At 35.0% G+C, this 26,825-nt stretch carries 42 protein-coding genes; 40 read left to right on the top strand and 2 right to left on the bottom strand.

All coding sequences use genetic code 11. The features are described 5' to 3' along the window. Positions 1-34: 34 nt before the first annotated feature. Positions 35-424, bottom strand: a complete 390-nt coding sequence (locus BJG89_RS04040) for a hypothetical protein (RefSeq protein WP_096808680.1) — start codon at positions 422-424, stop codon at positions 35-37. A gap of 355 nt (positions 425-779) precedes the next feature. Here BJG89_RS04040 and rpsJ point away from each other — a divergent pair, with 355 nt between their 5' ends. The 36 genes from rpsJ (at position 780) to BJG89_RS04220 (ending at position 20,799) form a co-directional block, all read left to right on the top strand. Further along, a complete protein-coding gene (gene rpsJ, locus BJG89_RS04045; protein ID WP_002482611.1) occupies positions 780-1,088 on the top strand; it encodes a 30S ribosomal protein S10 in 309 nt (102 codons plus the stop codon). 23 nt (positions 1,089-1,111) lie between these two features. Then, a complete protein-coding gene (rplC, locus tag BJG89_RS04050) occupies positions 1,112-1,771 on the top strand; it encodes a 50S ribosomal protein L3 (protein WP_096808681.1) in 660 nt (219 codons plus the stop codon). Positions 1,772-1,797: 26 nt separating this feature from the next. After that, positions 1,798-2,421, top strand: coding sequence for a 50S ribosomal protein L4 (rplD, locus tag BJG89_RS04055; RefSeq protein WP_096808682.1), 624 nt, complete (start codon positions 1,798-1,800; stop codon positions 2,419-2,421). Beyond that, positions 2,421-2,696: a 50S ribosomal protein L23 gene (rplW, locus tag BJG89_RS04060; RefSeq protein WP_019468642.1), complete on the top strand. Its 276-nt coding sequence runs from the start codon at positions 2,421-2,423 to the stop codon at positions 2,694-2,696. Before rplD ends, rplW begins: the two co-directional genes overlap by 1 nt. A 28-nt stretch (positions 2,697-2,724) precedes the next feature. Beyond that, positions 2,725-3,561, top strand: a complete 837-nt coding sequence (gene rplB / locus BJG89_RS04065) for a 50S ribosomal protein L2 (protein ID WP_096808683.1) — start codon at positions 2,725-2,727, stop codon at positions 3,559-3,561. A 64-nt stretch (positions 3,562-3,625) separates the two neighbouring features. Then, positions 3,626-3,904 carry a 30S ribosomal protein S19 gene (rpsS, locus tag BJG89_RS04070; protein WP_096808684.1) on the top strand — a complete coding sequence of 93 codons (279 nt, stop codon included), beginning with the start codon at positions 3,626-3,628 and terminating at the stop codon, positions 3,902-3,904. A gap of 28 nt (positions 3,905-3,932) precedes the next feature. Further along, positions 3,933-4,286, top strand: a complete 354-nt coding sequence (gene rplV / locus BJG89_RS04075; protein ID WP_096808685.1) for a 50S ribosomal protein L22 — start codon at positions 3,933-3,935, stop codon at positions 4,284-4,286. Positions 4,287-4,309: 23 nt separating this feature from the next. Continuing rightward, the gene (gene rpsC, locus BJG89_RS04080; RefSeq protein ID WP_096808686.1) at positions 4,310-4,963 is read left to right on the top strand and encodes a 30S ribosomal protein S3; all 654 of its coding nucleotides are present in this window, start codon (positions 4,310-4,312) and stop codon (positions 4,961-4,963) included. A 2-nt stretch (positions 4,964-4,965) separates the two neighbouring features. After that, positions 4,966-5,400, top strand: coding sequence for a 50S ribosomal protein L16 (gene rplP, locus BJG89_RS04085; protein WP_019468647.1), 435 nt, complete (start codon positions 4,966-4,968; stop codon positions 5,398-5,400). Continuing rightward, positions 5,390-5,599 carry a 50S ribosomal protein L29 gene (gene rpmC / locus BJG89_RS04090; protein WP_002509269.1) on the top strand — a complete coding sequence of 70 codons (210 nt, stop codon included), beginning with the start codon at positions 5,390-5,392 and terminating at the stop codon, positions 5,597-5,599. The genes rplP and rpmC overlap by 11 nt, the downstream gene beginning before the upstream one ends. A gap of 26 nt (positions 5,600-5,625) precedes the next feature. After that, positions 5,626-5,889, top strand: coding sequence for a 30S ribosomal protein S17 (rpsQ, locus tag BJG89_RS04095; RefSeq protein ID WP_096808687.1), 264 nt, complete (start codon positions 5,626-5,628; stop codon positions 5,887-5,889). A 30-nt stretch (positions 5,890-5,919) separates the two neighbouring features. Next, positions 5,920-6,288: a 50S ribosomal protein L14 gene (gene rplN, locus BJG89_RS04100; RefSeq protein ID WP_019468649.1), complete on the top strand. Its 369-nt coding sequence runs from the start codon at positions 5,920-5,922 to the stop codon at positions 6,286-6,288. A gap of 41 nt (positions 6,289-6,329) precedes the next feature. Next, the gene (gene rplX, locus BJG89_RS04105) at positions 6,330-6,647 is read left to right on the top strand and encodes a 50S ribosomal protein L24 (RefSeq protein ID WP_096808688.1); all 318 of its coding nucleotides are present in this window, start codon (positions 6,330-6,332) and stop codon (positions 6,645-6,647) included. Positions 6,648-6,672: 25 nt separating this feature from the next. Then, on the top strand, positions 6,673-7,212 hold the full coding sequence (gene rplE, locus BJG89_RS04110; protein ID WP_096808689.1) for a 50S ribosomal protein L5: 540 nt from the start codon (positions 6,673-6,675) through the stop codon (positions 7,210-7,212). Between the two features lie 21 nt (positions 7,213-7,233). After that, entirely contained in the window at positions 7,234-7,419 is a 186-nt protein-coding gene (locus tag BJG89_RS04115) for a type Z 30S ribosomal protein S14 (protein ID WP_096808690.1), read from the top strand. Positions 7,420-7,450: 31 nt separating this feature from the next. Next, positions 7,451-7,849 (top strand): 30S ribosomal protein S8, encoded by a 399-nt coding sequence (gene rpsH, locus BJG89_RS04120; RefSeq protein WP_096808691.1) that lies wholly within the window; start codon positions 7,451-7,453, stop codon positions 7,847-7,849. Between the two features lie 27 nt (positions 7,850-7,876). After that, positions 7,877-8,413: a 50S ribosomal protein L6 gene (gene rplF, locus BJG89_RS04125; RefSeq protein WP_096808692.1), complete on the top strand. Its 537-nt coding sequence runs from the start codon at positions 7,877-7,879 to the stop codon at positions 8,411-8,413. Between the two features lie 31 nt (positions 8,414-8,444). Beyond that, positions 8,445-8,807, top strand: a complete 363-nt coding sequence (rplR, locus tag BJG89_RS04130; protein ID WP_096808693.1) for a 50S ribosomal protein L18 — start codon at positions 8,445-8,447, stop codon at positions 8,805-8,807. 20 nt (positions 8,808-8,827) lie between these two features. Continuing rightward, positions 8,828-9,325, top strand: a complete 498-nt coding sequence (gene rpsE / locus BJG89_RS04135) for a 30S ribosomal protein S5 (protein ID WP_096808694.1) — start codon at positions 8,828-8,830, stop codon at positions 9,323-9,325. A gap of 16 nt (positions 9,326-9,341) precedes the next feature. Further along, positions 9,342-9,521 (top strand): 50S ribosomal protein L30, encoded by a 180-nt coding sequence (rpmD, locus tag BJG89_RS04140; RefSeq protein WP_096808695.1) that lies wholly within the window; start codon positions 9,342-9,344, stop codon positions 9,519-9,521. Positions 9,522-9,537: 16 nt separating this feature from the next. Next, positions 9,538-9,978: a 50S ribosomal protein L15 gene (gene rplO / locus BJG89_RS04145; RefSeq protein WP_096808696.1), complete on the top strand. Its 441-nt coding sequence runs from the start codon at positions 9,538-9,540 to the stop codon at positions 9,976-9,978. Continuing rightward, complete coding sequence (gene secY, locus BJG89_RS04150) at positions 9,978-11,270, top strand: preprotein translocase subunit SecY (RefSeq protein WP_096808697.1); 1,293 nt, start codon at positions 9,978-9,980, stop codon at positions 11,268-11,270. Before rplO ends, secY begins: the two co-directional genes overlap by 1 nt. Positions 11,271-11,287: 17 nt before the next feature. Beyond that, positions 11,288-11,938, top strand: coding sequence for an adenylate kinase (locus tag BJG89_RS04155; RefSeq protein ID WP_096808698.1), 651 nt, complete (start codon positions 11,288-11,290; stop codon positions 11,936-11,938). A 171-nt stretch (positions 11,939-12,109) separates the two neighbouring features. Further along, a complete protein-coding gene (infA, locus tag BJG89_RS04160; protein WP_001118443.1) occupies positions 12,110-12,328 on the top strand; it encodes a translation initiation factor IF-1 in 219 nt (72 codons plus the stop codon). A 31-nt stretch (positions 12,329-12,359) separates the two neighbouring features. After that, positions 12,360-12,473: a 50S ribosomal protein L36 gene (gene rpmJ, locus BJG89_RS04165; protein ID WP_002482634.1), complete on the top strand. Its 114-nt coding sequence runs from the start codon at positions 12,360-12,362 to the stop codon at positions 12,471-12,473. 22 nt (positions 12,474-12,495) lie between these two features. Then, positions 12,496-12,861 (top strand): 30S ribosomal protein S13, encoded by a 366-nt coding sequence (rpsM, locus tag BJG89_RS04170; RefSeq protein ID WP_096808699.1) that lies wholly within the window; start codon positions 12,496-12,498, stop codon positions 12,859-12,861. A 23-nt stretch (positions 12,862-12,884) separates the two neighbouring features. Beyond that, entirely contained in the window at positions 12,885-13,274 is a 390-nt protein-coding gene (rpsK, locus tag BJG89_RS04175) for a 30S ribosomal protein S11 (RefSeq protein ID WP_096808700.1), read from the top strand. Between the two features lie 76 nt (positions 13,275-13,350). Further along, entirely contained in the window at positions 13,351-14,295 is a 945-nt protein-coding gene (locus BJG89_RS04180; RefSeq protein ID WP_019468661.1) for a DNA-directed RNA polymerase subunit alpha, read from the top strand. 19 nt (positions 14,296-14,314) lie between these two features. Further along, a complete protein-coding gene (rplQ, locus tag BJG89_RS04185; protein WP_096808701.1) occupies positions 14,315-14,683 on the top strand; it encodes a 50S ribosomal protein L17 in 369 nt (122 codons plus the stop codon). Between the two features lie 642 nt (positions 14,684-15,325). Beyond that, positions 15,326-16,135 (top strand): energy-coupling factor transporter ATPase, encoded by an 810-nt coding sequence (locus tag BJG89_RS04190; protein WP_096811200.1) that lies wholly within the window; start codon positions 15,326-15,328, stop codon positions 16,133-16,135. Continuing rightward, positions 16,132-16,995, top strand: coding sequence for an energy-coupling factor transporter ATPase (locus BJG89_RS04195; protein ID WP_096808702.1), 864 nt, complete (start codon positions 16,132-16,134; stop codon positions 16,993-16,995). Before BJG89_RS04190 ends, BJG89_RS04195 begins: the two co-directional genes overlap by 4 nt. After that, positions 16,985-17,791 carry an energy-coupling factor transporter transmembrane component T family protein gene (locus BJG89_RS04200; RefSeq protein ID WP_096808703.1) on the top strand — a complete coding sequence of 269 codons (807 nt, stop codon included), beginning with the start codon at positions 16,985-16,987 and terminating at the stop codon, positions 17,789-17,791. Before BJG89_RS04195 ends, BJG89_RS04200 begins: the two co-directional genes overlap by 11 nt. A gap of 3 nt (positions 17,792-17,794) precedes the next feature. Then, positions 17,795-18,601, top strand: a complete 807-nt coding sequence (gene truA / locus BJG89_RS04205) for a tRNA pseudouridine(38-40) synthase TruA (protein WP_096808704.1) — start codon at positions 17,795-17,797, stop codon at positions 18,599-18,601. Positions 18,602-18,803: 202 nt separating this feature from the next. Further along, positions 18,804-19,241 carry a 50S ribosomal protein L13 gene (gene rplM / locus BJG89_RS04210; protein ID WP_096808705.1) on the top strand — a complete coding sequence of 146 codons (438 nt, stop codon included), beginning with the start codon at positions 18,804-18,806 and terminating at the stop codon, positions 19,239-19,241. Between the two features lie 19 nt (positions 19,242-19,260). Then, on the top strand, positions 19,261-19,653 hold the full coding sequence (gene rpsI, locus BJG89_RS04215; protein WP_217983399.1) for a 30S ribosomal protein S9: 393 nt from the start codon (positions 19,261-19,263) through the stop codon (positions 19,651-19,653). Between the two features lie 243 nt (positions 19,654-19,896). Then, positions 19,897-20,799: an alpha/beta hydrolase gene (locus tag BJG89_RS04220; protein WP_232514216.1), complete on the top strand. Its 903-nt coding sequence runs from the start codon at positions 19,897-19,899 to the stop codon at positions 20,797-20,799. 251 nt (positions 20,800-21,050) lie between these two features. On the opposite strand, the gene BJG89_RS04225 is transcribed toward BJG89_RS04220, so the two are convergent. Beyond that, entirely contained in the window at positions 21,051-22,055 is a 1,005-nt protein-coding gene (locus tag BJG89_RS04225; RefSeq protein ID WP_096808707.1) for an MsnO8 family LLM class oxidoreductase, read from the bottom strand. A 142-nt stretch (positions 22,056-22,197) separates the two neighbouring features. Between BJG89_RS04225 and BJG89_RS04230 the strand changes: the two genes are divergently transcribed. The 4 genes from BJG89_RS04230 to amaP all read left to right on the top strand — a co-directional run bounded on the left by BJG89_RS04230 (position 22,198) and on the right by amaP (position 26,820). Further along, positions 22,198-23,205 carry an NADP-dependent oxidoreductase gene (locus BJG89_RS04230; protein WP_096808708.1) on the top strand — a complete coding sequence of 336 codons (1,008 nt, stop codon included), beginning with the start codon at positions 22,198-22,200 and terminating at the stop codon, positions 23,203-23,205. Between the two features lie 17 nt (positions 23,206-23,222). After that, positions 23,223-24,230: a zinc-binding alcohol dehydrogenase family protein gene (locus BJG89_RS04235; protein WP_096808709.1), complete on the top strand. Its 1,008-nt coding sequence runs from the start codon at positions 23,223-23,225 to the stop codon at positions 24,228-24,230. 347 nt (positions 24,231-24,577) lie between these two features. Next, entirely contained in the window at positions 24,578-26,161 is a 1,584-nt protein-coding gene (locus BJG89_RS04240; protein ID WP_096808710.1) for a BCCT family transporter, read from the top strand. Between the two features lie 122 nt (positions 26,162-26,283). Continuing rightward, the gene (gene amaP / locus BJG89_RS04245) at positions 26,284-26,820 is read left to right on the top strand and encodes an alkaline shock response membrane anchor protein AmaP (RefSeq protein ID WP_096808711.1); all 537 of its coding nucleotides are present in this window, start codon (positions 26,284-26,286) and stop codon (positions 26,818-26,820) included. Positions 26,821-26,825: the final 5 nt, after the last annotated feature.

The following is a 26,825-nucleotide window of genomic DNA, read 5'->3' on the forward strand; positions in this document are numbered from 1 at the left end:
TTCACCTAACTAGAAAGTATGAATAATATGATAACTAATTTTTTTCTTCCTGTTTTTCTTGAGTATAAACAACTTTTGCATGCTTATTTGGGATATATAGTGGCGTAGAAAATACAATTAAAATAAAGAACAACATTAAAAAGAATAAAATCCAATGGATGATCATACCGATAAACGGTACAAATGCTATAAATGAACCAATCACACCTAATAATGGAATTAATAACATTGGTTTAATAGTATTTTGCTTATCTGCAACTAATATAATAACAATTATAAAATACAGCAATGCATTCAAAAGCAATGGCTGCCAACCAAAACTAAAGATAATACTGCCTCCTAAAAAGGGAACGCCATATATAAATTCTCCAATAATTAAAATGAGACTTAATACGATAAGCGTTGTACGAATACCACTTTTCATAAATATTCACCACCTGACATTGTATAGTATAAACGAAATTAAAAAAGAAAAATAATATTTAGTCATTCGATGACTATCATAAAATAAAAGTATAAAAATTTTTCAAAAGAGGTTGAACTGAATATTTTATTCAAGTATAATAACAAGGTATGTGTTAGGCAAAAAGTAAAAAAGTTTTGCAGAAAAGCTTGAAAACTCACTGCTTTTCATGTAACATATCTAATGTTGGACTTTAAGAACACGCGATGAAGCGAAAGGTTACTGACACACCCGGCCGCTTTGCCATGGCGCTGTGTGAGATAGTTTTCGTGGAGAAGTCTATCACTTAAATGTAGACGTATAAGGAGGGAAAATTATGGCAAAACAAAAAATCAGAATCAGATTAAAAGCTTATGATCACAGAGTTATCGATCAATCTGCAGAAAAAATTGTTGAAACAGCAAAACGTTCTGGTGCAGACGTTTCTGGACCAATTCCGTTACCAACTGAAAGATCAGTTTACACTGTAATTCGTGCCGTGCATAAGTACAAAGATTCACGTGAACAATTCGAACAACGTACACATAAACGCTTAATCGATATTGTTAACCCTACACCAAAAACAGTAGACGCTCTTATGGGCTTAAACTTACCATCCGGTGTAGACATCGAAATTAAATTATAAAAAAATTAGGAGGTGGACTTTCGATGACCAAAGGAATCTTAGGAAGAAAAATCGGGATGACACAAGTTTTCGGTGAAAATGGTGATTTAATCCCAGTAACAGTAGTAGAAGCTAGTAAAAACGTAGTATTACAAAAGAAAACTGAAGAAGTAGATGGCTATAATGCAATCCAAGTAGGCTATGCTGATAAAGAAGCTTACAAAAAAGGAAGCAAATCAAGCAAATATGCTAATAAGCCAGCTGAAGGACATGCTAAAAAAGCAGATTCAGCACCTAAGCGCTTCATTCGTGAATTCAGAAACGTTAACGTTGATGAATACGAAGTAGGTCAAGAAGTCTCAGTTGATACATTTGAAGCCGGTGAAATCATTGATGTAACTGGCGTATCTAAAGGTAAAGGTTTCCAAGGTGCCATTAAGCGTCATAATCAAGCACGCGGACCAATGTCACATGGTTCTCATTTCCATAGATCACCTGGTTCAGTAGGTATGGCGTCAGACGCTTCAAAAGTTTTCAAAGGACAAAAGATGCCTGGACGTATGGGTGGAAACACTGTAACAGTCCAAAACTTAGAAGTAGTTCAAGTTGATACTGAAAATAATGTTATTTTAGTAAAAGGTAACGTGCCAGGTCCTAAAAAAGGATTCTTAGAAATTTCTTCATCAATTAAAGGTAATAAATAAAATAGAGCGAAAGGAGGAAATGCATAATGGCAAATTATGATGTATTAAAAGTAGATGGAACTAAATCAGGTTCAGTTGAATTAAGCGATGCAGTATTTGCAATCGAACCAAACAACAATGTTCTTTTTGAAGCAATTAACTTACAACGTGCTTCATTACGCCAAGGTACTCATGCTGTTAAGAACCGTTCAGCAGTACGTGGTGGTGGACGTAAACCATGGAGACAAAAAGGTACAGGACGTGCGCGTCAAGGTACAATTCGTGCTCCACAATGGCGTGGTGGTGGTATCGTATTCGGACCAACACCAAGAAGCTATGCTTATAAAATGCCTAAAAAAATGCGCCGTTTAGCATTGCGTTCAGCATTATCATTTAAAGCACAAGAAAATAGCTTAACAGTTGTAGATACATTAAGTTTTGAAGCTCCGAAAACGAAAGAATTCAAAACTGTACTTTCTAACTTAGAACAACCTGAAAAAGTGTTAGTAATCACAGAATCTGAAGATGTGAACGTGGCATTATCAGCTCGTAACATCCCTGGCGTTCAAGTGACAACAGCACAAGGTTTAAACGTTCTAGATTTAACAAGCGCTGACAGTGTAGTAATCACAGAAGCAGCTGCTAAAAAAGTTGAGGAGGTGCTCGGATAATGGAAGCAAGAGACGTTCTTAAGCGCCCCGTAATTACTGAAAAATCATCAGTTGCAATGGCTGAAGACAAATATACATTCGATGTTGATACTCGTGCTAATAAAACACAAGTAAAAATTGCTGTAGAAGAAATCTTCGATGTTAAAGTTGATAGTGTAAACATCATCAACTACAAACCGAAGAAAAAACGTATGGGCCGTTACCAAGGCTATACAAACAAACGACGCGTAGCAATCGTTAAACTAAAAGAAGGATCAATCGATCTATTTAACTAATAAATTACCAATAAGGAGGTAAACGACAATGGCTCTAAAAAAATATAAGCCAATTACTAACGGTCGTCGTAATATGACTAGTTTAGATTTCGCAGAAATTACGAAAACTACTCCAGAAAAGTCATTATTACAACCGCTACCGAAAAGAGCGGGACGAAATCACCAAGGTAAATTGACTGTTCGCCACCATGGTGGAGGGCATAAACGTCAATACCGTGTAATTGATTTCAAACGTAACAAAGATGGTATCCAAGCAAAAGTTGATTCAATTCAATATGATCCAAACCGTTCAGCAAACATCGCATTGTTATTTTATGCTGATGGAGAAAAACGTTACATTATTGCGCCTAAAAACTTAAAAGTAGGTCAAATACTTGAAAACGGTGAAAATGCAGATATTAAAGTTGGTAATGCATTACCATTACAAAACATTCCAGTAGGTACAATTATTCATAATATCGAGTTGAAACCTGGTAAAGGTGGACAAATTGCTCGTTCTGCTGGCGCTAGTGCGCAAGTATTAGGTAAAGAAGGTAAATATGTATTAATCAGATTAAGATCTGGCGAAGTACGTATGATTCTTTCAACTTGCCGTGCGACAATAGGTCAAGTTGGCAATATTCAACATGAACTTGTTAATGTTGGTAAAGCTGGCCGTTCAAGATGGAAAGGTCTTCGCCCAACAGTTCGTGGTTCTGTTATGAACCCTAACGATCACCCACACGGTGGTGGTGAAGGACGCGCACCAATCGGTATGCCTTCTCCAATGTCACCATGGGGCAAACCAACACTTGGTAAGAAAACACGTCGCGGTAAAAAATCATCTGATAAACTTATCGTTCGTGGACGTAAGAAGAAAAAATAAAAATAACTTATTTGGGTGTGCGGCTTAAACGCTGCACGCACATAATAAGAAGGGAGGCGCCACTATGGCTCGTAGTATTAAAAAAGGACCTTTCGTTGACGATCACTTAATGAAAAAGGTTGAAGCTCAAAGCGGAAGTGAGAAAAAACAAGTAATCAAAACTTGGTCACGTCGTTCAACTGTTTTCCCTGATTTCATCGGACATACATTCGCTGTTTATGATGGACGTAAACATGTACCTGTATTCGTAACAGAAGATATGGTTGGTCATAAACTAGGAGAGTTTGCACCAACACGTACATTTAAAGGTCACGTAGCAGACGATAAAAAAACAAGAAGATAGTATCTAACAGGTAGAGGAGGAAATTGGAATGGAAGCAAAAGCGGTTGCTAAAACAATAAGAATCGCACCTCGTAAAGTTAGATTAGTATTAGATCTAATTAGAGGCAAAAGCGCTGGTGAAGCGATTGCGATCTTAAAATTAACAAACAAGGCTTCATCGCCAGTAATTGAAAAATTATTAATGTCCGCTTTAGCGAATGCTGAACATAACTACGACATGAATACAGATGAATTAGTAGTTAAAGAAGCTTATGCTAATGAAGGACCAACATTAAAACGTTTCCGTCCACGTGCACAAGGTAGTGCAAGTGCGATCAACAAACGTACAAGCCACATTACAATCGTCGTGAGTGACGGTAAAGAAGAAGCGAAAGAAGCTTAATAAATTCTTAAGGAGGGAACACTGTGGGTCAAAAAATTAATCCAATTGGACTTCGTGTCGGTGTAATCCGTGATTGGGAAGCTAAATGGTATGCAGAAAAAGACTTCGCATCATTATTACACGAAGATTTAAAAATCCGTAAGTTTATTGATAACGCATTAAAAGAAGCTTCAGTTTCTCATGTAGAAATTGAACGTGCTGCTAATCGTATCAACATCGCTATTCACACTGGTAAGCCAGGTATGGTAATCGGTAAAGGCGGTTCAGAAATTGAAAAACTTCGTAACAAATTAAATTCATTAACAAACAAAAAAGTACACATCAACGTAATTGAAATCAAAAAAGTTGATTTAGATGCTAAATTAGTAGCAGAAAACATTGCACGTCAATTAGAAAACCGTGCATCATTCCGTCGTGTACAAAAACAAGCAATTACAAGAGCGATGAAACAAGGTGCTAAAGGTATCAAAACACAAGTATCTGGCCGTTTAGCTGGTGCTGATATCGCTCGTGCAGAACAATATTCAGAAGGAACTGTTCCACTTCATACACTACGTGCTGACATAGGCTATGCACACGCAGAAGCAGACACAACTTATGGTAAGTTAGGTGTTAAAGTGTGGATTTATCGTGGAGAAGTTCTTCCTACTAAGAACACTAGTGAAGGAGGAAAATAATAATGTTACTACCAAAACGTGTTAAATATCGTCGTCAACATCGTCCTAAAACAACTGGTCGTTCTAAAGGCGGTAACTATGTAACATTTGGTGAGTATGGTTTACAAGCTACTACAACGTCTTGGATTACATCTCGTCAAATCGAATCAGCTCGTATTGCAATGACTCGTTATATGAAACGTGGCGGGAAAGTTTGGATCAAAATCTTCCCACATACACCTTACACTAAAAAACCTTTAGAAGTTCGTATGGGTGCTGGTAAAGGTGCCGTTGAAGGCTGGATTGCTGTTGCAAAACCAGGTAGAATTTTATTTGAAGTTGCAGGCGTAAACGAAGAAGTTGCGCGTGAAGCATTACGTTTAGCAAGTCACAAACTTCCAGTTAAAACTAAGTTTGTAAAACGTGAAGAATTGGGTGGTGAAACAAATGAAAGCTAAGGAAATTAGAGACTTAACCACTTCTGAAATCGAAGCACAAATCAAATCTTCAAAAGAGGAGCTTTTTAACCTACGCTTTCAGTTAGCTACAGGTCAATTAGAGGAAACTGCACGTATTCGTACAGTAAGAAAAACGATTGCACGTCTAAAAACTGTTGCTCGTGAAAGAGAAATTGAACAAGGTAAGGCTAATCAATAATTTAATTGAAAGAGGAGGTTACTAAAGTGAGCGAAAGAAATGATCGTAAAGTTTATGTAGGTAGAGTCGTTTCCGATAAAATGGATAAGACAGTAACTGTACTTGTTGAAACATACAAGACCGACAAACTATATGGCAAACGAGTAAAATACTCTAAAAAATACAAAACACATGATGAAAACAACTCAGCTAAATTAGGGGACATCGTTAAGATTCAAGAAACACGTCCTTTATCAGCAACTAAGCGTTTCCGTTTAGTAGATATTGTTGAAGAATCAGTAATTATTTAATAAACAGTGAAGATAAAGGAGGTTTAACTCATGATCCAACAAGAAACACGATTAAAAGTAGCAGATAACTCTGGTGCACGTGAAGTACTTACAGTCAAAGTATTAGGTGGATCTGGTCGTAAAACAGCGAACATTGGTGACGTTATCGTCGTTACTGTTAAACATGCTACACCAGGCGGCGTTGTCAAAAAAGGTGAAGTAGTTAAAGCTGTTGTTGTACGTACTAAATCAGGTGTACGTCGTAATGACGGTTCATATATCAAATTTGATGAAAATGCATGTGTCATCATTCGTGACGACAAAGGCCCACGTGGTACTCGTATTTTTGGACCAGTTGCGCGTGAATTACGTGAAGGTAATTTCATGAAAATCGTATCATTAGCTCCAGAAGTACTATAATAAACTATTTATAAATATATAAATTTAAGGAGGTGCCACACATGCATATCAAAAAAGGTGACAACGTAAAAGTTATCGCAGGTAAAGACAAAGGTAAAGAAGGTAAAGTAGTAGCTACTGAACCTAAAAAAGACCGTGTCGTTGTGGAAGGTGTTAACACTATCAAAAAACACCAAAAACCAACTCAATTTAATCCTGAAGGTGGAATCTTAGAAACAGAGGCAGCAATCCATGTTTCTAATGTACAATTATTAGATCCAAAAACGAATGAACCGACTCGTGTAGGTTATAAATTCGAAGATGGCAAAAAAGTTCGTGTAGCTAAAAAATCTGGCGAAGAAATCAAATCTAATAATTAATAACTAGTTGAAAGGAGGATCCACTGTGAATCGTTTAAAAGAAAAATTCAATACCGAAGTTACATCCGACTTAGTGAAAAAATTCAACTATAGTTCTGTAATGGAAGTACCAAAAATAGAAAAAATTGTAGTAAACATGGGTGTTGGTGATGCTGTACAAAACGCTAAAGTATTAGATGATGCTGTAGAAGAATTACAAGCAATCACTGGGCAAAAACCATTAGTAACTAAAGCAAAAAAATCTGTCGCTACATTCCGTTTACGTGAAGGTATGCCAATTGGAGCTAAAGTAACACTTCGTGGTGAAAGAATGTATGACTTTTTAGATAAATTAATATCTGTATCACTTCCACGTGTACGTGACTTCCGTGGTGTTTCAAAATCAGCATTCGACGGTAGAGGTAACTACACATTAGGTGTTAAAGAACAATTAATTTTCCCTGAAATCGACTATGATCGCGTAAGCAAAATAAGAGGAATGGATATCGTTATCGTAACGACTGCTAACACTGACGAGGAAGCTCGTGAATTGTTAACACAATTCGGTATGCCATTTCAAAAATAATCTCTAAAGGAGGCTAATTAAGTGGCTAAAAGTTCAATGGTTGCTAAGCAACAAAAAAAACAAAAGTTCCAAGTACGTGAATATACGCGTTGTCAACGCTGTGGTCGTCCACATTCTGTATATCGTAAATTTAAATTATGCCGTATTTGTTTCCGTGAATTAGCTTATAAAGGCCAAATCCCTGGCGTTCGTAAAGCTAGCTGGTAATAGAAAAAAGTCTGAAAGGAGGCAACATTCAATGACAATCAACGATCCAATTGCAGATATGCTAACTCGAGTAAGAAACGCAAACATGGTGCGTCATGACAAGTTAGAATTACCTGCTTCAAATATTAAAAAAGAAATTGCTGAAATATTAAAAAGTGAAGGTTTCATTAAAAACGTAGAATATGTTGAAGACGATAAACAAGGGGTTATCCGTTTATTCCTTAAATATGGTCAAAATAATGAACGTGTTATCACTGGATTAAAACGTATCTCAAAACCAGGTTTACGTGTGTATGCTAAAGCGAATGAAGTACCAAGAGTACTTAATGGTTTAGGTATTGCATTAGTTTCAACTTCTGAAGGTGTTATCACTGATAAAGAAGCAAGAAAACGTAATATTGGTGGAGAAATCTTAGGTTACGTTTGGTAATTATTAATAATAAGGAGGTGCGATAACATGAGTCGTGTTGGTAAAAAAATTATTGACATCCCTAGTGACGTTACAGTAACTATCGAAGGAAATACAGTTTCTGTTAAAGGTCCTAAAGGTGAATTATCACAAACAATGAATGAAAGAATGACATATAAACAAGATGAAAACACATTAGAAGTTGTAAGACCAACTGATTCTCAAGATGATAGAACAGTTCATGGTACAACGCGTGCTTTAATCAATAATATGATTCAAGGTGTTAAAGATGGTTACAAAAAAACACTTGAACTTGTAGGTGTAGGTTACCGTGCGCAAATGCAAGGTAATGACCTATTATTAAACGTTGGCTACTCTCACCCAGTTGAGTTTAAAGCTGAAGACGGTATCACGTTCGGCGTTGAGAAGAACACTACAGTAACTGTAGAAGGTATCTCTAAAGAACAAGTTGGAGCTATCGCTTCAAACATTCGTTCAGTAAGACCTCCAGAACCTTATAAAGGTAAAGGAATTCGTTACCAAGGTGAATATGTTCGCCGTAAAGAAGGTAAAACTGGTAAATAATAAATAACTTTCAGAAGAAAGGAGTAATAAAATGATCAGCAAAATTGATAAAAATAAAGTGCGTTTAAAAAGACATGCACGTGTCCGTAGCAAACTAGCTGGCACTGCTGAAAAACCACGTTTAAATGTTTATCGTTCAAATAAACACATTTATGCACAAGTTATCGATGATGTTAATGGCAGAACATTAGCACAAGCTTCAACTCAAGATAAAGATCTAGCTAACGAAACTGGATCAAAAGTTGATTTGTCAGCTAAAGTCGGCGAAACTGTTGCTAAAAGAGCTAGCGAAAATGGTGTGAAAACAATTGTTTTTGACCGTGGAGGATATTTATATCACGGACGTGTTAAAGCGTTAGCAGATGCAGCTCGTGAAAATGGTTTAGAATTTTAATTTAAAGGAGGGACATTTACATGGCTCGTAGAGAAGAAGCGAAAGAATTTGAAGAACGCGTTGTTACAATTAACCGTGTTGCAAAAGTTGTAAAAGGTGGTCGTAGTTTCCGTTTTAGCGCTTTAGTAGTAGTTGGAGACAAAAACGGTCGCGTTGGATTCGGTACTGGTAAAGCACAAGAGGTACCTGAAGCAATCAAAAAAGCAGTAGAAGCAGCTAAGAAAAACTTAGTTGAAGTTCCACGTGTCGAAGGTACAACGCCTCACACGATTACTGGACAATTCAGTTCAGGTAGTGTATTAATGAAACCAGCAGCTCCTGGTACTGGTGTTATTGCGGGTGGCCCTGTTCGTGCAGTATTAGAATTAGCAGGTATCACTGATATCTTAAGTAAATCTTTAGGATCAAACACACCAATCAACATGGTGCGTGCAACACTTAATGGATTACAAAACCTTAAAAATGCTGAACAAGTTGCGAAATTACGTGGCAAGTCAGTAGAAGAATTATATAATTAAGGAGGGAAAATAAGTTATGGCTAAATTACAAATTACCCTCACTCGTAGTGTTATAGGTCGTCCAGAAACACAACGTAAAACTGTTGAAGCTTTAGGTTTGAAAAAAACAAACTCTTCAGTAGTTGTTGAAGATAACCCTGCTATTCGTGGGCAAATCAACAAAGTAAGTCACTTAGTGACAGTAGAAAAACAATAATTAAGGAGGTGCCGAAATGAAATTACATGAGTTAAAACCAGCAGAAGGTTCTCGCAAAGTTCGTAACCGCGTAGGTCGTGGTGCAGCTACTGGTAACGGTAAAACTAGTGGCCGTGGACAAAAAGGACAAAAAGCGCGTTCAGGTGGTAGTTTAAGACCAGGTTTCGAAGGTGGACAATTACCTTTATTCCGTCGTTTACCAAAACGAGGCTTTACTAACATTAACCGCAAAGAATATGCTATTGTTAACTTAGACCAACTTAATAAATTTGAGGATGGTACTGAAGTAACTCCTGCTTTATTAGTAGAATCTGGTGTAGTTAAAAGTGAAAAATCTGGTATTAAAGTATTAGGTAAAGGTTCACTTGACAAGAAGTTAACAGTGAAAGCTAACAAATTCTCTGCATCTGCAGCAGAAGCTATTGATGCTAAAGGCGGAGCACACGAGGTGATCTAATGTTTCAAACGCTTGTGAGCTTCTTTACTACAAAAGAAGTTCGTAACAAGATCTTTTTTACTCTCGCAATGTTAGTTATTTTTAAAATAGGTACTTATATTCCTGCACCTGGTGTAAATCCAGCTGCATTTGACAGTCAACAAGGTTCTCAAGGTGTCACTGACTTGTTAAACACATTTGGTGGCGGAGCCTTGCAGAACTTTTCTATCTTTGCCATGGGTATAATGCCTTATATCACTGCATCTATTGTGATGCAGTTATTACAAATGGATATTGTTCCGAAGTTTTCTGAGTGGGCAAAACAAGGTGATGCAGGTAGAAAGAAACTTAATAATGTAACACGTTATTTTGCAATTGTACTTGCATTTATCCAATCTATAGGTATGGCGTTCCAGTTTAATAATTATTTACAAGGACAACTTATTATAGACCAATCAGTAATTAGTTATTTAACGATAGCTGTTGTGTTAACAGCGGGTACCGCATTCTTAATTTGGATAGGTGAACAAATCACTCAATTCGGTGTTGGTAATGGTATTTCCATTATAATCTTTGGTGGTATTTTATCTTCATTACCTTCATCATTAATCCAGTTCTACCAACAATCCTTTGTGGGGCAAGATGATACAACATTAGCATGGTTAAAAGTTATTGGATTAATTGTTGGAATGATATTATTAACAGTTGGTGCAATATTTGTACTACAAGCTATTCGTAAAATACCAATTCAATATGCGAAAAAACAATCAGCACAACGATTAGGTTCACAAGCAACATATTTACCTTTGAAAGTTAACTCTGCAGGGGTTATACCAGTCATCTTTGCAATGGCGTTCTTCTTATTACCAAGAACATTAACATTGTTCTTCCCTGATGCTAGTTGGGCGCAAAAAATATCTGACGTTGCAAATCCATCGAATAATATCGGAATGATCGTTTACGTAGTACTCATCATTGCTTTCACTTATTTCTATGCATTTGTACAAGTCAATCCTGAAAAGATGTCTGATAACCTTAAAAAACAAGGAAGCTATGTCCCAGGGATCAGACCTGGCGAACAAACCAAAAAATATATTACTAAAGTTCTCTACAGATTGACCTTTGTAGGATCAATATTCTTAGCAGTCGTTGCTATTCTTCCAATCATTGCCACTAAGGTGATGGATTTACCACAAAGTATTCAAGTTGGTGGTACAAGTCTACTTATCGTAATTGGTGTTGCGATTGAAACAATGAAGAGTCTTGAAGCTCAAGTGAGTCAAAAAGATTATAGAGGCTTTGGTGGTAGATAAATTGTAGGAGGGCACTTATGAATATCATTTTAATGGGTTTACCTGGCGCAGGTAAAGGAACTCAAGCGAGTGAAATTGTTAAGAAATTCCCGATTCCACACATATCTACTGGAGACATGTTCAGAAAAGCGATTAAAGATGAAACGGATTTAGGCAAAGAAGCTAAATCGTACATGGATCGTGGAGAATTAGTCCCTGATGAAGTTACTGTGGGCATCGTTAAAGATAGAATTTCAGAAGACGATGCAAAAAAAGGATTCTTACTTGACGGCTTTCCTCGTACTATTGAACAAGCTAAAGCATTAAGTGAAATCATGCAAGAATTAGATAGAACAATTGACGCTGTTATCAATATAGAGGTCCCTGAAGAAGAATTAATGAACCGCCTTACTGGTCGTAGAATTTGCGAAAAATGCGGAACCACTTATCATCTTGTATTCAATCCTCCAAAAGTTGACGGCATTTGTGATATTGACGGCGGTAAATTATACCAACGTGAAGATGACAACCCAGAGACAGTTGCAAATCGTTTAAATGTCAATGTTAAACAATCTAAGCCTATCTTAGAATACTATGATAATGAAAATGTATTGAAAAACATTGACGGTTCAAAAGATATTAAAGAGGTTACTTCAGACGTAATCGAAATTCTTGAGAATCTAAAATAGTATCAACTTTGTACGGTCTATGTAATGCCAAGAGTATAAACGAAAGAGTGACAATGCGATATAGTAATTCATTTTATTTTTGTTGAACTTATTAACAACACTTATAGACTCGTATGGTTAGAGTTGATCTTAGACGATAACCAACTATTGTAAAAAGGGGGAAGTTAATAAATGGCTAAGCAAGATGTTATTGAATTAGAAGGTACAGTATTAGATACTTTACCAAATGCAATGTTTAAAGTAGAATTAGAAAATGGTCATGAGATTTTAGCTCACGTGAGTGGCAAAATCAGAATGAATTATATTCGTATTCTACCTGGCGACAAAGTAACAGTAGAAATGTCTCCGTATGATTTAACACGCGGCAGAATTACGTATCGTTATAAATAATCGTCACTCCATAATATAGGGAGGTATTAAAATGAAAGTAAGACCATCAGTAAAACCAATTTGCGAAAAATGTAAAGTCATTAAACGTAAAGGTAAAGTAATGGTAATTTGTAGCAACCCAAAACATAAACAAAGACAAGGCTAATAAAAGAGAGGTGTAAATAATTATGGCACGTATTGCAGGAGTAGATATTCCACGTGAAAAACGTATTGTTATTTCTTTAACTTATGTATATGGTATCGGCACTACTACAGCTAAAAAGATTGTGGAAGAAGCTAATGTATCACCAGATACACGCGTTAACGAATTAACTGATGACGAATTAGGTCGTATCCGTGAAGTAGTTGACAACTATAAAGTAGAAGGTGACTTACGTCGTGAGCAAAACTTAAACATTAAACGTTTAATGGAAATCTCATCATACCGTGGTATTCGTCACCGTCGCGGATTACCAGTACGCGGACAAAAGACAAAAAACAATGCTCGTACTCGTAAAGGTCCAGTTAAAACTGTAGCTAACAAGAAAAAATAATAGGTAAAGGAGGCAAATTTTAAATGGCACGTAAACAAGTATCTCGTAAACGTAGAGTGAAAAAGAATATTGAGAATGGTGTAGCACACATCCGCTCAACATTCAATAATACAATCGTAACTATTACTGATGAATTTGGTAATGCTTTATCATGGTCATCAGCAGGTGCACTTGGATTCAAAGGATCAAAAAAATCAACACCTTTTGCAGCTCAAATGGCTTCAGAAACTGCATCGAAAGCAGCTATGGAACATGGCTTAAAAACGGTTGAAGTGACTGTTAAAGGACCAGGTCCTGGTCGTGAATCAGCAATCCGTGCATTACAATCAGCTGGATTAGATGTAACTGCAATCCGTGACGTTACTCCAGTACCACATAATGGTTGTCGTCCACCAAAACGTCGTCGCGTATAATATTATCGTTATTGTCGCAGGTCACTGAGAAATACAGTATAATTTAAGTCGACGTAATCAAGGAGGATATTTGTAAATGATTGAAATCGAAAAACCTAGAATTGAAACAATTGAAATTAGTGAAGATGCTAAATTCGGTAAGTTCGTTGTTGAACCACTAGAACGTGGCTACGGTACTACACTAGGAAACTCCTTACGTCGTATCCTACTATCTTCATTACCAGGTGCAGCCGTTAAGTACATCGAAATCGAAGGTGTGTTACATGAATTCTCAGCAATAGATAATGTTGTAGAAGATGTTTCGACAATTATTATGAACATCAAAAAACTAGCATTAAAAATTTATTCTGAAGAAGACAAAACATTAGAAATTGATGTAAAAGATGAAGGCGAAGTAACTGCAAGTGACATTACTCATGATAGTGATGTAGAGATTTTAAATCCTGAGATTAAAATCGCAACAGTTTCTAAAGGTGGACATTTAAAAATCCGTCTTGTTGCTAATAAGGGTAGAGGTTACGCATTAGCAGAACAAAATAACACTAGTGATTTACCAATTGGTGTAATTCCAGTGGATTCACTTTATTCACCAGTAGAACGTGTTAACTATACAGTAGAAAATACACGTGTAGGTCAAAGTAGTGATTTTGATAAATTAACTTTAGATGTTTGGACTAACGGTTCAATCACGCCACAAGAGTCTGTTTCTCTAGCGGCAAAAATCTTAACTGAACATTTAAACATCTTCGTTGGATTGACTGATGAAGCACAAAATGCTGAAATCATGATTGAAAAAGAAGAAGACCAAAAAGAAAAAGTACTTGAAATGTCTATCGAAGAATTGGATTTATCTGTACGTTCATATAACTGCTTAAAACGCGCGGGTATTAATTCTGTTCAAGAATTAGCTGATAAATCTGAAGCTGACATGATGAAAGTCCGCAATTTAGGTCGTAAATCATTAGAAGAAGTTAAATATAAACTCGAAGATTTAGGTCTAGGTCTAAGAAAAGAAGATTAATAAAAAAGGAGGTTAACTCATGGGTTACAGAAAATTAGGTCGTACTTCTGATCAACGTAAAGCGATGTTACGTGACTTAGCTACTTCACTTATCATAAGTGAACGTGTTGAAACTACAGAAGCACGTGCAAAAGAATTACGTAGTGTTGTTGAAAAATTAATCACTTTAGGTAAAAAAGGAGATTTAGCATCTCGTCGTCAAGCAGCTAAGACTTTGCGTAATGTTGAAATCTTAAATGAAGATGAAACAACACAAACTGCACTTCAAAAATTATTTGGTGAAGTTGCTGAACGTTATACAGAACGTCAAGGTGGCTACACTCGTATCCTTAAAGTAGGCCCACGTCGTGGTGACGGTGCTGAATCAGTAATTATAGAATTAGTTTAATTTAAATATACGTACTACTATATATAAAGCAAATGAGTGCAACGATAATGTTTGCCACATACAGATATTGTCTAGCTCAGAGTACCCCATCAAACTTAATAAACTTTAAAGCGTGAACTCAAATAGATGGGGTGCGCGCTTTTTTATTTAGTCCCCCTTAATTCTTCAGAATTTAGGGGGACTTATGCAATTGCGAAGCAATAGCGAACTGCAGAACCTTAATTCTTCAGAATAAAAAAGGAATACATTCGATAAGCGAATGCATAAGCAGTGCTAGCTAAAGAAAGTTTAGCGTGCTGCTTTAGACTTATGCAATAGCGAACTGAAAAATTTGTTTTTTTTGTGTTCTGTGAATGACAATTATATTTGCTAAAGCAAATACATAAGCAGTACTAGCAAAATAAGTTTAGTGTATTACTTGCATATATTTGTGAAAAACACGAAAGTATTATGTTAAATCTATCCTGCATTTAATAAAGCACTTTGACTTATATAAGACAGTACATTGATATAGACGAAGGAGTATAATTTAATATGAAAATTAAAAATAATTAGAGAAGAAACAGTGATTCTTTTTAATTTTTCATGTAAAATAAGATAATATATGATGAGAAAGTATAGATTTAGGAGGCAATTGATATGATGACGCAAGAAGAAGGCATGATTATATTTAATCATGTATCATTTAAATATAATAGCGATGAACCACTTGCGTTAAATGATGTATCATTTCGTATCCCTAAAGGCAAATGGACATCTATAGTAGGCCATAACGGTTCGGGTAAATCTACTATAGCTAAATTGATGATTGGTATTGAAAAGCCATTTGAAGGTCAAATATACTTAAACGACGTTTGTATTAATGATGAGAATTTAAATGAACTAAGACGACATATAGGGATTGTATTTCAAAATCCAGAAAATCAATTTGTTGGTTCAACTGTAGAATTCGATGTGGCGTTTGGGTTAGAGAACAATGGCGTGTCATATGAGGATATGCAAGCCATTGTGCCTAACGCGTTAATGGATGTTGATATGTTAGATAGAGCTACTTATGAACCACAGTCGCTTTCTGGAGGGCAAAAACAACGTGTTGCGATAGCAGGTGTTTTAGCATTGAATACAGATATTATTGTTTTAGATGAAGCCACTTCTATGTTAGACCCTGAAGGTAGAAAAGAATTACTCTCATTAATACATCGCTTAAAAGAAGAAAAAGATGTAACGATTATATCCATTACACATGATTTGTCAGAAGCCGTTGGTGCTGATCATTTAATTGTTTTAAATAAAGGCTCATTATATCAAACGGGTTCGCCACAAGCCATTTTTAGCCAAGGTGATGCGCTTACGGAAATTGGTTTAGATTTACCATTTGCGATGAGAATGAATAAGCAACTGTTAGGTGTTACTGACTACATTTCGTATGAGGGGTTGGTAGACAAATTATGACTGTTAAATTTAATCAAGTGACTTATGTTTACCAAAAAGGAACACCTTATGAGCATCTTGCGCTTGCAGATATTGTAACTACATTTGAGCAAGGAAAGTATTACGCTGTTATAGGCCAAACGGGCTCAGGTAAATCCACATTGATACAACATATTAATGGATTGTTAAAACCTTCTGATGGCGCATTAGAGGTCGATGACATTACAATCACACATAAAACAAAGGATAAGTTTTTGAAACAAATTCGTAAGCGTGTAGGCGTCGTTTTCCAATTTCCTGAATCACAGCTTTTTGAAGATTCGGTCGAGAGAGAAATTTTATTTGGTCCTAAGAATTTTAATATGAATATGGATGAAGTTAAAGTACGCGCATTTCAATTATTATTAGAATTTGGTTTTAATAGAGATATCCTTGAACAATCCCCATTTCAAATGTCAGGTGGGCAAATGAGAAAAATAGCAATCACTTCTATATTAGCTATGGATCCGGATATCGTTATTTTAGATGAACCTACGGCTGGTTTGGATCCAAAAAGTAGAACACAAATTATGGAAATGATAAAGCAACTTCAAACTGAGCAAAATAAAACAATCATATTAGTTACACATGAAATGAATGATGTAGCGAAATATGTGGATGAAGTGAAAATCATTAAACATGGTAAATTAATCGAAAGTTGTTCCCCAAGAAAATTATTTAGTGCTGATGAATATGTTAATGAAATGCATTTAGATGTGCCAGATATTGTTAAATTGCAAAGAGATGTGGAAGCAAAATATCAATTTGAATTTGGTCACGTCGCATTAACAGAATCAGAATTTACTGATATGTATAAGGAGTGGCAAGCAGATGAGGGATAAGTTCATAATAGGACGATATCTTCCATTAGATACTATTATTCATCGACGTGACCCACGTGCAAAATTAATATTTGTATTTCTATTTATCATATTAATATTTTTTGCCCATTCATTTGCCACTTATTTGTGGTTGTTCTTAATCATTTTTATTATAATGAAAGCTTCTCGCATAAAATCATGGTTTCTTATTAAGGGCTTAACACCAATATGGATTTTTCTCATTTTTACATTTTTAATGCATTTATTTTTAACAAAAGGCGGCGTGCGTATATTTGAACTCGGCTTCCTTTCTATCGATACAAACGGCATATTAGAAGGGATCTATATTGTTTTAAGATTAATGTTTATTATTATGATATCTACCATCATGACTTTAACAACAAGTCCTTTAGACCTTACAGATGCATTTGAAAGATTATTATCGCCATTAAAAATTATTAAAATACCAGTTCATCAATTGAGTATGATGATGTCCATTGCTTTACGCTTCATTCCGACATTAATGAATGAATTAGATAAAATTATATTAGCACAAAAATCAAGAGGTTCAGAAATTAGTTCTGGTGGCTTAATCAACAGAGTTAAAGCCTTCATCCCATTATTGGTTCCTTTATTTATTTCAGCATTTCAAAGAGCTGAAGATTTAGCAATAGCCATGGAAGTCAGAGGATATGAAACGCATAAAAAGCGCACAAGTTATCGTAAATTATACTGGCGATGGGCTGATAGTCTGTTATTAATGTTAATCGTACCAATAGCAATAATATTATTCATATTAAAGCATATAGGAGTGTAAAGGATGGTTCGTGTTTTAGTAAATATTTCATATCAAGGTAGTCAATTCTTGGGTTTCCAAATTCAAGATAATGGCAGAACAGTACAACAGCAATTCGAAAAAATACTTAAACGTATGCATAAACGTCACGTTAGAATACATCCTACTAGCAGAACAGATCGTGGCGTACATGCATTTGAGCAGTATTTTCATTTTGATTCCGAACTGAATATTTCAGCCGATCAATGGCAATACGCTATGAATCGTGCGCTACCTGATGACGTTTATGTCAACTCAGTGGCATTTGTAGATGAGTCTTTCCATTGTCGGTATGATTGTGTAGGAAAAACTTATCGCTATAAGATATATCAATCAGCACATAAAGATCCGTTTGAATGTGGTTTAAAAGCCTATGTCTATGATAATTTAGATTTTGACAAGATGATACAAGCTGCACAGCTGTTTATAGGAACCCATGATTTTACTGGTTTTTGTTCTCAAAAAACAGAAGTTGAAAGCAAAGTGCGTACCCTGTATGAGAGCAGAATAGAAAAAACTACATACGGTTTTGATTATGTGGTCACGGGTTCAGGTTTTCTATATAATATGGTACGTGTACTAGTAGCATTTTTAATTAGTGTAGGAAAAGGGAAATATAATCCAGAAAGCGTCCCTCAACTATTAGAAGAGAAGAATCGTAATAAAGTACCATTCACTGCCCCTGCTGAAGGATTGTATTTAGAACATATTTATCTATCACCTCAATCGCTTATGAATGACTTTGGTGAAAACATTAAAATTCACCGAAAAAAATCTACACAAAATAGGTAAATTACATTGACAAAACGGCATAAAAATTATACGATAACTAACGGTATTGTTTTATATCACCCCACGATAAGCCCCGGAATCTTATTGTGTAACAAGATATAGAAGCACGTAGAAATAATAAATTAACAAAATAAATGAATTTAAGTTTAAATATCATTTTAATTAGACAAGAACCATTTATTTATTCTAGGAGGACAATTATATGCGTCAAACATTTATGGCTAATGAAGCAAACATTGAGCGCAAATGGTATGTTATTGATGCTGAAGGTAAAACACTTGGTCGTTTATCATCAGAAGTAGCTGCTATTCTACGCGGTAAAAATAAAGTAACTTATACACCACACGTTGATTCAGGTGATTATGTAATTATCATCAACGCTGCTAAAATCCAATTCACTGGTAATAAAGAACAAGATAAAATGTATTATCGTCATAGTAATCATCCAGGCGGAATCAAATCAGTTTCTGCTGGTGAATTAAAAGCTAAAAACCCAGAACGTTTACTTGAAACTTCAATTAAAGGTATGTTACCAAGCACTCGTTTAGGCGAAAAACAAGGCAAGAAATTATTTGTTTATGGTGGCGCTGAACATCCACACGCTGCACAACAACCAGAAAACTACGAGTTACGTGGTTAATTAAAAGGAGGAAATTACATTGGCACAAGTTGAATATAAAGGCACAGGCCGTCGTAAAAACTCAGTAGCACGTGTACGTTTAGTACCTGGCGAAGGTAACATTACTGTTAATAACAATGATGTACGTAGCTACTTACCATTCGAATCATTAATCTTAGACTTAAACCAACCATTCGATGTTACAGAAACTAAAGGGAACTATGATGTATTAGTTAACGTTCACGGTGGTGGCTTTACTGGACAAGCACAAGCTATCCGTCACGGAATTGCACGTGCATTATTAGAAGCTGATCCTGAGTATAGAAGTTCTTTAAAACGCGCTGGATTACTTACTCGTGACCCACGTATGAAAGAACGTAAAAAACCAGGTCTTAAAAAAGCTCGTCGTTCACCACAATTCTCAAAACGTTAATTTGTCCGAACTATTGCGAAAGTATTCGCATACAGTCTGGGTACGTAAACTGCCTCAGCAATTTGCGTTTAATTAAAGACATTTTGTTCATACATTGTGTGTACTAGTATCATATCTAATATTTTTTGAACTTCCCATCATTGTATGGGAAGTTTTTTTATTCTATACAATTAATGTGTATTAATCATATAACTATTTATTAGCGATTAAATTGAATAAGTCACAATATGACGGGTATAACAAATGAAAAATGTATTAGAGGTAATGCGTATGTCATTCAATAAGCAACGTATGATATTAGAAAAATGTTTAATAGTAATGATGCTAATTATTTTATCTAGCAGTATGGTTCTGTTAAGAGATCAAGTACTCAATAAACCAATTATTAAAAACATAAATGACAGTGAATCAATCCCCACTTTTTATTTACATGGTTTTGGAGGAGCAAAGTATTCAGAGAATTATATGGTGAATTTCGCTGTTCAAAAAGGCGATACAAACGAAATCATTGAAGCAAAAGTTAAGCCAAATGGAAAGGTGACATTTGAAGGGACAATAGATCCTAACGCCAAACGCCCTATGATTAAAATCATACTAGAAGATAATAGGAATAAGAACGTGTATGAAAATGCGCGATGGATTAAAAATGTCATTTATACCTTTAATGCGATGTACCATTTTGAAAAGTTTAATTTCGTAGCACATTCAATGGGAAATCAGTCTTTTAGTTACTATATGTTAAATTATGGTGATAACCAACAATTACCTAAATTAAATAAACAAGTAAGCCTAGCTGGGAACTTTAACGGTGAAGTTGATATCAATGGGTTAGATTTGGATATAGAAATAGATAAGAGGGGAAAGCCTAATAAAATGTTAGAAAAATATAGAAATTTATTAACAATGAAAGATCATTATCCTAGAAATTCAAAAGTTTTAAATATTTATGGAGATCTGAAAGATGGGACAAATTCTGATGGTAAAGTGACTAATGTATCCTCTAAATCACTCAAATATTTATTACCAAACCAACATGACGGTTATACAGAATATAAAGTTAATGGCCCTAAAGCCAAGCACAGTGAATTACCTCATAACGTACAAGTGATAGATAGAGTAAATGAATTTTTATGGAAAGATAAATAAGGTAAATTTCAATTTAGCTGAGGTATTCATTAATATCCGCGCTACTCATATTCATAACAAAGATTAAATAGAACAAAAATAGTAAAGTCCCACTCCTAAAAGTATTGAATGAGTGGGATTGATACATAAGTTTACCTTAGGCGAGCCCATTTTAAGAAAACAACAGTGGTTTATATAAGTGCTTCAGTGCTTGTATTCATTTCTGTACTACACTTTTTCATCGTATTTATTAGATGTTAAGAAACAAAACATTATGTTGATTCAAATTTATCTTTTTCAGATGCTAATAAGTATAATAAGTTTTTTCGATTTTGTTCAGCGAATACATGTGGTTGAATCATTATTTCATCCGCATTATAATACGTAGCGATTTCTTGTAGTTTTAAAAATACTTCACCTGGTAAACCACTTATAACACGCTTTTCGTTTTGTTTTATTTTTTCTAATTCTCTATTCGAAGACTGTCTTTGTTTTGCATAAGCAATTGAAGGGTAAGTTTTTGGTTGATTTAAATAACTAATACGGAGTAACCAAAGATGAAAAGCTCGCTCCAAATCTTTTACTTTTTGCATATTATCAGCAGTGATAACAAAGGTTGAAATAATGACATAGGGTGATTGCTTTGGATATAATGTTTTAAATAACTGGCGATAGTAGCTTATAGAAGTATTGATTTTATCTTTATTCTGTCCCATTAATGTTGTAACAAAGGGTAAGCCTTGTTGTGCAGCAAGCTTAGCGCTTTGTTGACTGGTGCCTAACAAATACATGGTAGGCTGTGTTTGAATGAATGGCGTTGCATATAATCCAGTAAATCGTTGATGTTCACTGTTATCATTAAAGTAATCTATTAAATCTTTAATTTGTGTATTAAAATCAACATGAGCCGTTTTATTTTCATTTAATGCGTGATTTACATTTTTAAAACTATATGAACGCCCAATACCTAAATCAACTCTGTCAGAATGACGTGCTTCCATTATTTTAAAAATTTCTGCTATCTTGTAGGCACTATAGTGAGGCAACATAACCCCACCGCTGCCAATATGCATTGTTTTAGTATTTTCTAAGAGGGTCATCATAAGCATTTCAGGAGCACTAGAAGCTACTGAAAATACTTTATGATGTTCTGCAATCCAGAATCGATAAAATTCTAAAGATTCGGCTAATTGCGCCAATTCAATTGAATGATTAATAGCTTGAGTTGCATTACGCCCCTCAAAAATCGGAACGTAATCTAAAATACTTAATCTCATATCCAACTCTCCTTAACAGGTAATTACGCATTGTTATATTTAGATAGCATAACATGATATTAAAAATACAGATAAGCGATTTGATTGATTGTATAACTACATATCTATAGAATGAGGGCAAAGACGAAATGGAGGCAAAATAATGAAAACAGAACGCACTGTATTAGCAAAACGACCTGAGGGCATACCTTCAGATGAGGTTTTTAGATATGAAACTGTTGAACTAGATGAGCCAAACAATGATGAAATTCAAGTAGAAGCTATTTATATATCAGTAGACCCATATATGCGTGGGAGAATGGATGATAGCGAATCATATGTACAACCATTTCAATTGGACGAACCATTATCAGGACATATTGTCGGAAAAGTCGTTCAATCAAAAGCTGATTCATTTGAGAAAGGTGATATGGTAATGGGACAGTTACCATGGCAAAAAGTATCAAACGTATCAGCACAAAATATAAATAAAATTACTCAAACAGATATACCTTCCTATTTATATCTCAGTGTTTTAGGAATGACAGGACAAACTGCTTATCATGGCTTGTTAAAAATTGGGGACCCTAAAGAAGGCGAAACTGTTGTCGTCTCTGCAGCATCAGGAGCTGTAGGATCAGTCGTGGGTCAAATTGCTAAAATAAAAGGCGCGCGCGTGGTTGGCATTGCAGGTGGCACAACAAAAACGAAATATTTAACCGAGCAATTAGGTTTTGATGCAAGCGTAGATTATAAAGCTGATGACTTTTCTGAACAATTAGCTCAAGCTGTGCCTGATGGCGTAGATGTTTACTTTGAAAATGTTGGTGGCGATGTAGCAGATGAAGTAATGAAACATTTAAATCAATTTGCTAGAATCCCAGTTTGTGGCGCTATTTCTGGATACAATAACGAAGAAATTGAGTTTGGACCACGTATACAACCAATTTTAATAAAATCACAAGCACTTATGAAAGGGTTTATTGTTGCTAATTACGCCGATGATTTTACAAACGCAAGTAAAAATCTTGCACAATGGGTAAGCGAAGATAAGATAAAAACGAAGACTTCTATTGTAGAAGGTTTTGACAATTTGCCTAATGCTTTTAGAAATTTATTTACTGGTGATAATTTTGGTAAACAAGTTGTTCAAGTATCAAATAATTTATAATTGAAGGAGATGCTCGTATGAAAGCAGTAGGTGCAGACAAACCATTTAAATTAAATGAAGGTAACCAATTTTATGAAATGGAACAAGAGATGCCACAGCCTAAACAACGTGAGCTATTAGTCCGTTTAAAGGCTATCAGTGTCAATCCTGTAGATACTAAAATTAGACAATCTCCTCTTAATGAAGCACCTAGGATTTTAGGCTACGATGCTGTAGGTGTTGTAGAAGCAGTAGGAGATGCAGTGAAATATTTTAAAGCGGGCGATGAAGTTTATTATTCGGGTTCACCTGCTTACCAAGGTTCAAATCAAACACACCAACTTGTAGATGAACAACTGGTAGCGTTCAAACCTAATAATATTTCTGACACAGAAGCGGCAAGTTTACCTCTAACTGGTTTAACAGCTTCTGAAACATTGTTTGATGTTTTTAAAATCTCGCATAACCCTGAAGATAATAAAGGCAAATCTTTATTAATTATCAATGGTGCGGGTGGCGTTGGTAGTATTGCTACACAAATTGCAAAACATTATGGATTACATGTTATTACAACCGCCTCGCGTGATGAAACATATAATTGGTCAAAATCATTAGGTGCGGACATTGTGTTGAATCATAAAAATAATCTAGCAGATGAGTTCAAAAAATATGAAATTAGTGAAGTAGATTATATCTTTTGCACATTTGATACAGACCTGTATTATGAAAAAATGATTGAATTAATTAAACCTCGCGGTATCATAGCAACAATCGTAGCATTTAATAATAAACAAGATTTAAACTTATTAAAACCAAAGAGTATTACGTTTACACATGAGTATATGTATTCACGTCCATTAAATGAAACAGAAGATATGGGCATACATGGGGAATACTTAAAAGATATTGCTGATAAAATAGAAGCGGGCATTTATAAACCGACAGTTAATAAAGTAATCAATGGTTTAACAGCAGATAATATTTACCAAGCGCATAAAAAAATAGAAGATCAGAGTATGGTTGGTAAACTTGTTATTTCAATCTGAATAAAAAGTTCAATTTTACTCTCTGATTATATTTGTGACCGAAACATTAGTAGTGTTTCGGCCTTTTTTTATTTAAGTTATCCTAGGTTTGGATATGAAATTGGTGTAGAAAATATAATATAAATGCGTTCTAGTCTATATAATAATGAATTAATTATATGCGCTTAAATTTAATAGAATAAGCACTAATAATTGTAAAAACACAATTATAAGATAAAATAAAAAATGATCTAGCATATTACACTTTAAACATTACGTTAAATGTATATAAATATGTAATTTACGAATAATAAAACATTGTGAGGGTATAAGTGTCACATCAAGCAAAGGGAGAGTGTCATTTTAATATGCGTTTTAAAAAATTAACAGTTGTTTTTTGGGTAGCATTAACTATTTGCACGCTATTTGTTATATATGGTGCAGTTGCACCTAAACAATTAGAAACAATCACCCAAAATATCACTAATTTTATCGCAGTTCATTTCGGATGGTACTATTTATTATTAGTACTTGCCATATTAGTAGTTTCAATCTATTTACTGTTTTCTAGATATTCAACAATAACTTTAGGTGAAGAGGGTGAAGACCCAGAATTTTCATTAAAGTCATGGTTTGCTATGTTATTTAGTGCAGGTATGGGGATAGGCTTGGTGTTTTGGACAACAGCGGAACCGATAAGCCATGCCTTCACATTAACGCCAATACATAAAGCTGGTTCTCAAACCGCAATTAATGAAGCGATGCAATTCTCATTTTTCCATTGGGGTGTACATGCTTGGGCTGTTTATGGCATCGTCGGCCTTATATTTGCGTACTTTAACTTTCATAAAGGATATCCGGGATTGGTTAGTGCCACACTAAGACCAATACTAGGAGATAAAATGATGAAGGGACCCATTGGCGGGGCAATTGATGTACTCGCTATTATTGCTACGGTGACAGGAGTTGCTGCCACACTTGGTTTTGGTGCGCTACAAATTAACGAAGGCCTAAACTTTCTGTTTGATTTGCCTTCTAATTTTATGACACAAGCTACAATTATCGTTATCGCCACTATATTATTTACATGGTCAGCTTGGTCAGGTATTGATAAAGGGATTAAGAGTTTAAGTAATATCAATATGTTCTTAGCTTTCATCGTGTTAATCATTTTATTCTGTGTTGGGCCAACGTTAAATATATTAAATACATTTACCAATTCACTTGGTGATTATATTGCGAATTTCTTTAATATGAGTTTACGTATCCCACAATCAGGAGGAGAAAAGTTTCAATGGTTACAACAATGGACGATCTTCTATTGGGCATGGTGGGTTTCTTGGGCGCCGTTTGTAGGTATATTTATCGCTCGAGTCTCTCGTGGTAGAACAATTAAAGAATTTATCTTAGGCGTGTTATTCGTACCCGCGCTTGTTTGTTTCTTATTCTTTGCAGTATTCGGCGCTTCTGCTATTTATTTACAACAAAGCGGCATTGCAAATATTGCTAAAGAAGCAACCGAAACAGCAACGTTTGCAACACTTGAACATTTCCCATTAGGATTTTTACTTAGCATCATTACACTTGTTGTTATTATAATCTTTTTTGTCACTTCGGCAGACTCAGCCACTTATGTGTTAGGTATGCTGAGTTCTAAAGGAAGCATTAACCCTTCAGGCATTGTTAAAGTGAGCTGGGGTGTTATTTTAGCATTATTTGCTATGATTATGATTTATACTGGTGGTACGCAATCCATTCAAAATTTATTAATTATTGCAGCCTTGCCATTTTCTATTGTTATCATATTTATGATTTGGTCTTTATTTAAATCATTATCTATAGAGAAGCCAAGACCTAGTAACAAATTGTTTATTTCAGATGATAAGTATTTACAATATCGCAAGGCGCATCAAGACGATCAAACCAATACACAGACAGAGAATAGCAACTAACGAAAAATTATTTTACCAAATAGATTATAAATTCAATATAAAATGTTTCTATGTTTTTTAATAGGGGTATTAAGTATGTATGACATATACATATAATTTAACTATAGGAGGTGTCATACGAGGTGAAACGAATTAAAAATTTTATACTTGGCCTATTAATCGTGGTCATCGTTGGGTTCTTGCTATTTATGTATATTAAAGATTCTAGAATTAGCGAGTATCAAAACTATTTCAATCAATTTAATTGGTTTGAACCAACACTTATTGGCTTAGCAGCATTGCTCATTATCATAGGTCTCATACTTGTATTTAGCTTGTTTAAACCTACGTATAGAAAACCTGGACTTTATAAAGATTACGAAGATGGACATATTTACGTATCCAGAAAAGCAGTAGAAAAATCTGCTTACGATACGCTTGTAAATTATGATCAAATTCGACAACCTAATGTTATAGCTAAACTATATAACAAGAAAAAGAAATCGCATATTGCTTTAAAAGCAGATTTCTTTGTTCCTGGTGATGTTCAGGTTGGTTCATTAACAGAAGAAATTAGAAATGATATTAAGCAAAACGTTGAGCATTTCACAGAATTACCAGTTTCAAAATTAGAGGTTAATGTTAGAGATCAAAAAACCTCAGGCAAACGTGTGTTGTAAGGGAG

Origin of the sequence: Staphylococcus nepalensis (assembly GCF_002442935.1) — a bacterium.
Taxonomy (GTDB): Bacteria; Bacillota; Bacilli; order Staphylococcales; family Staphylococcaceae; genus Staphylococcus; species Staphylococcus nepalensis.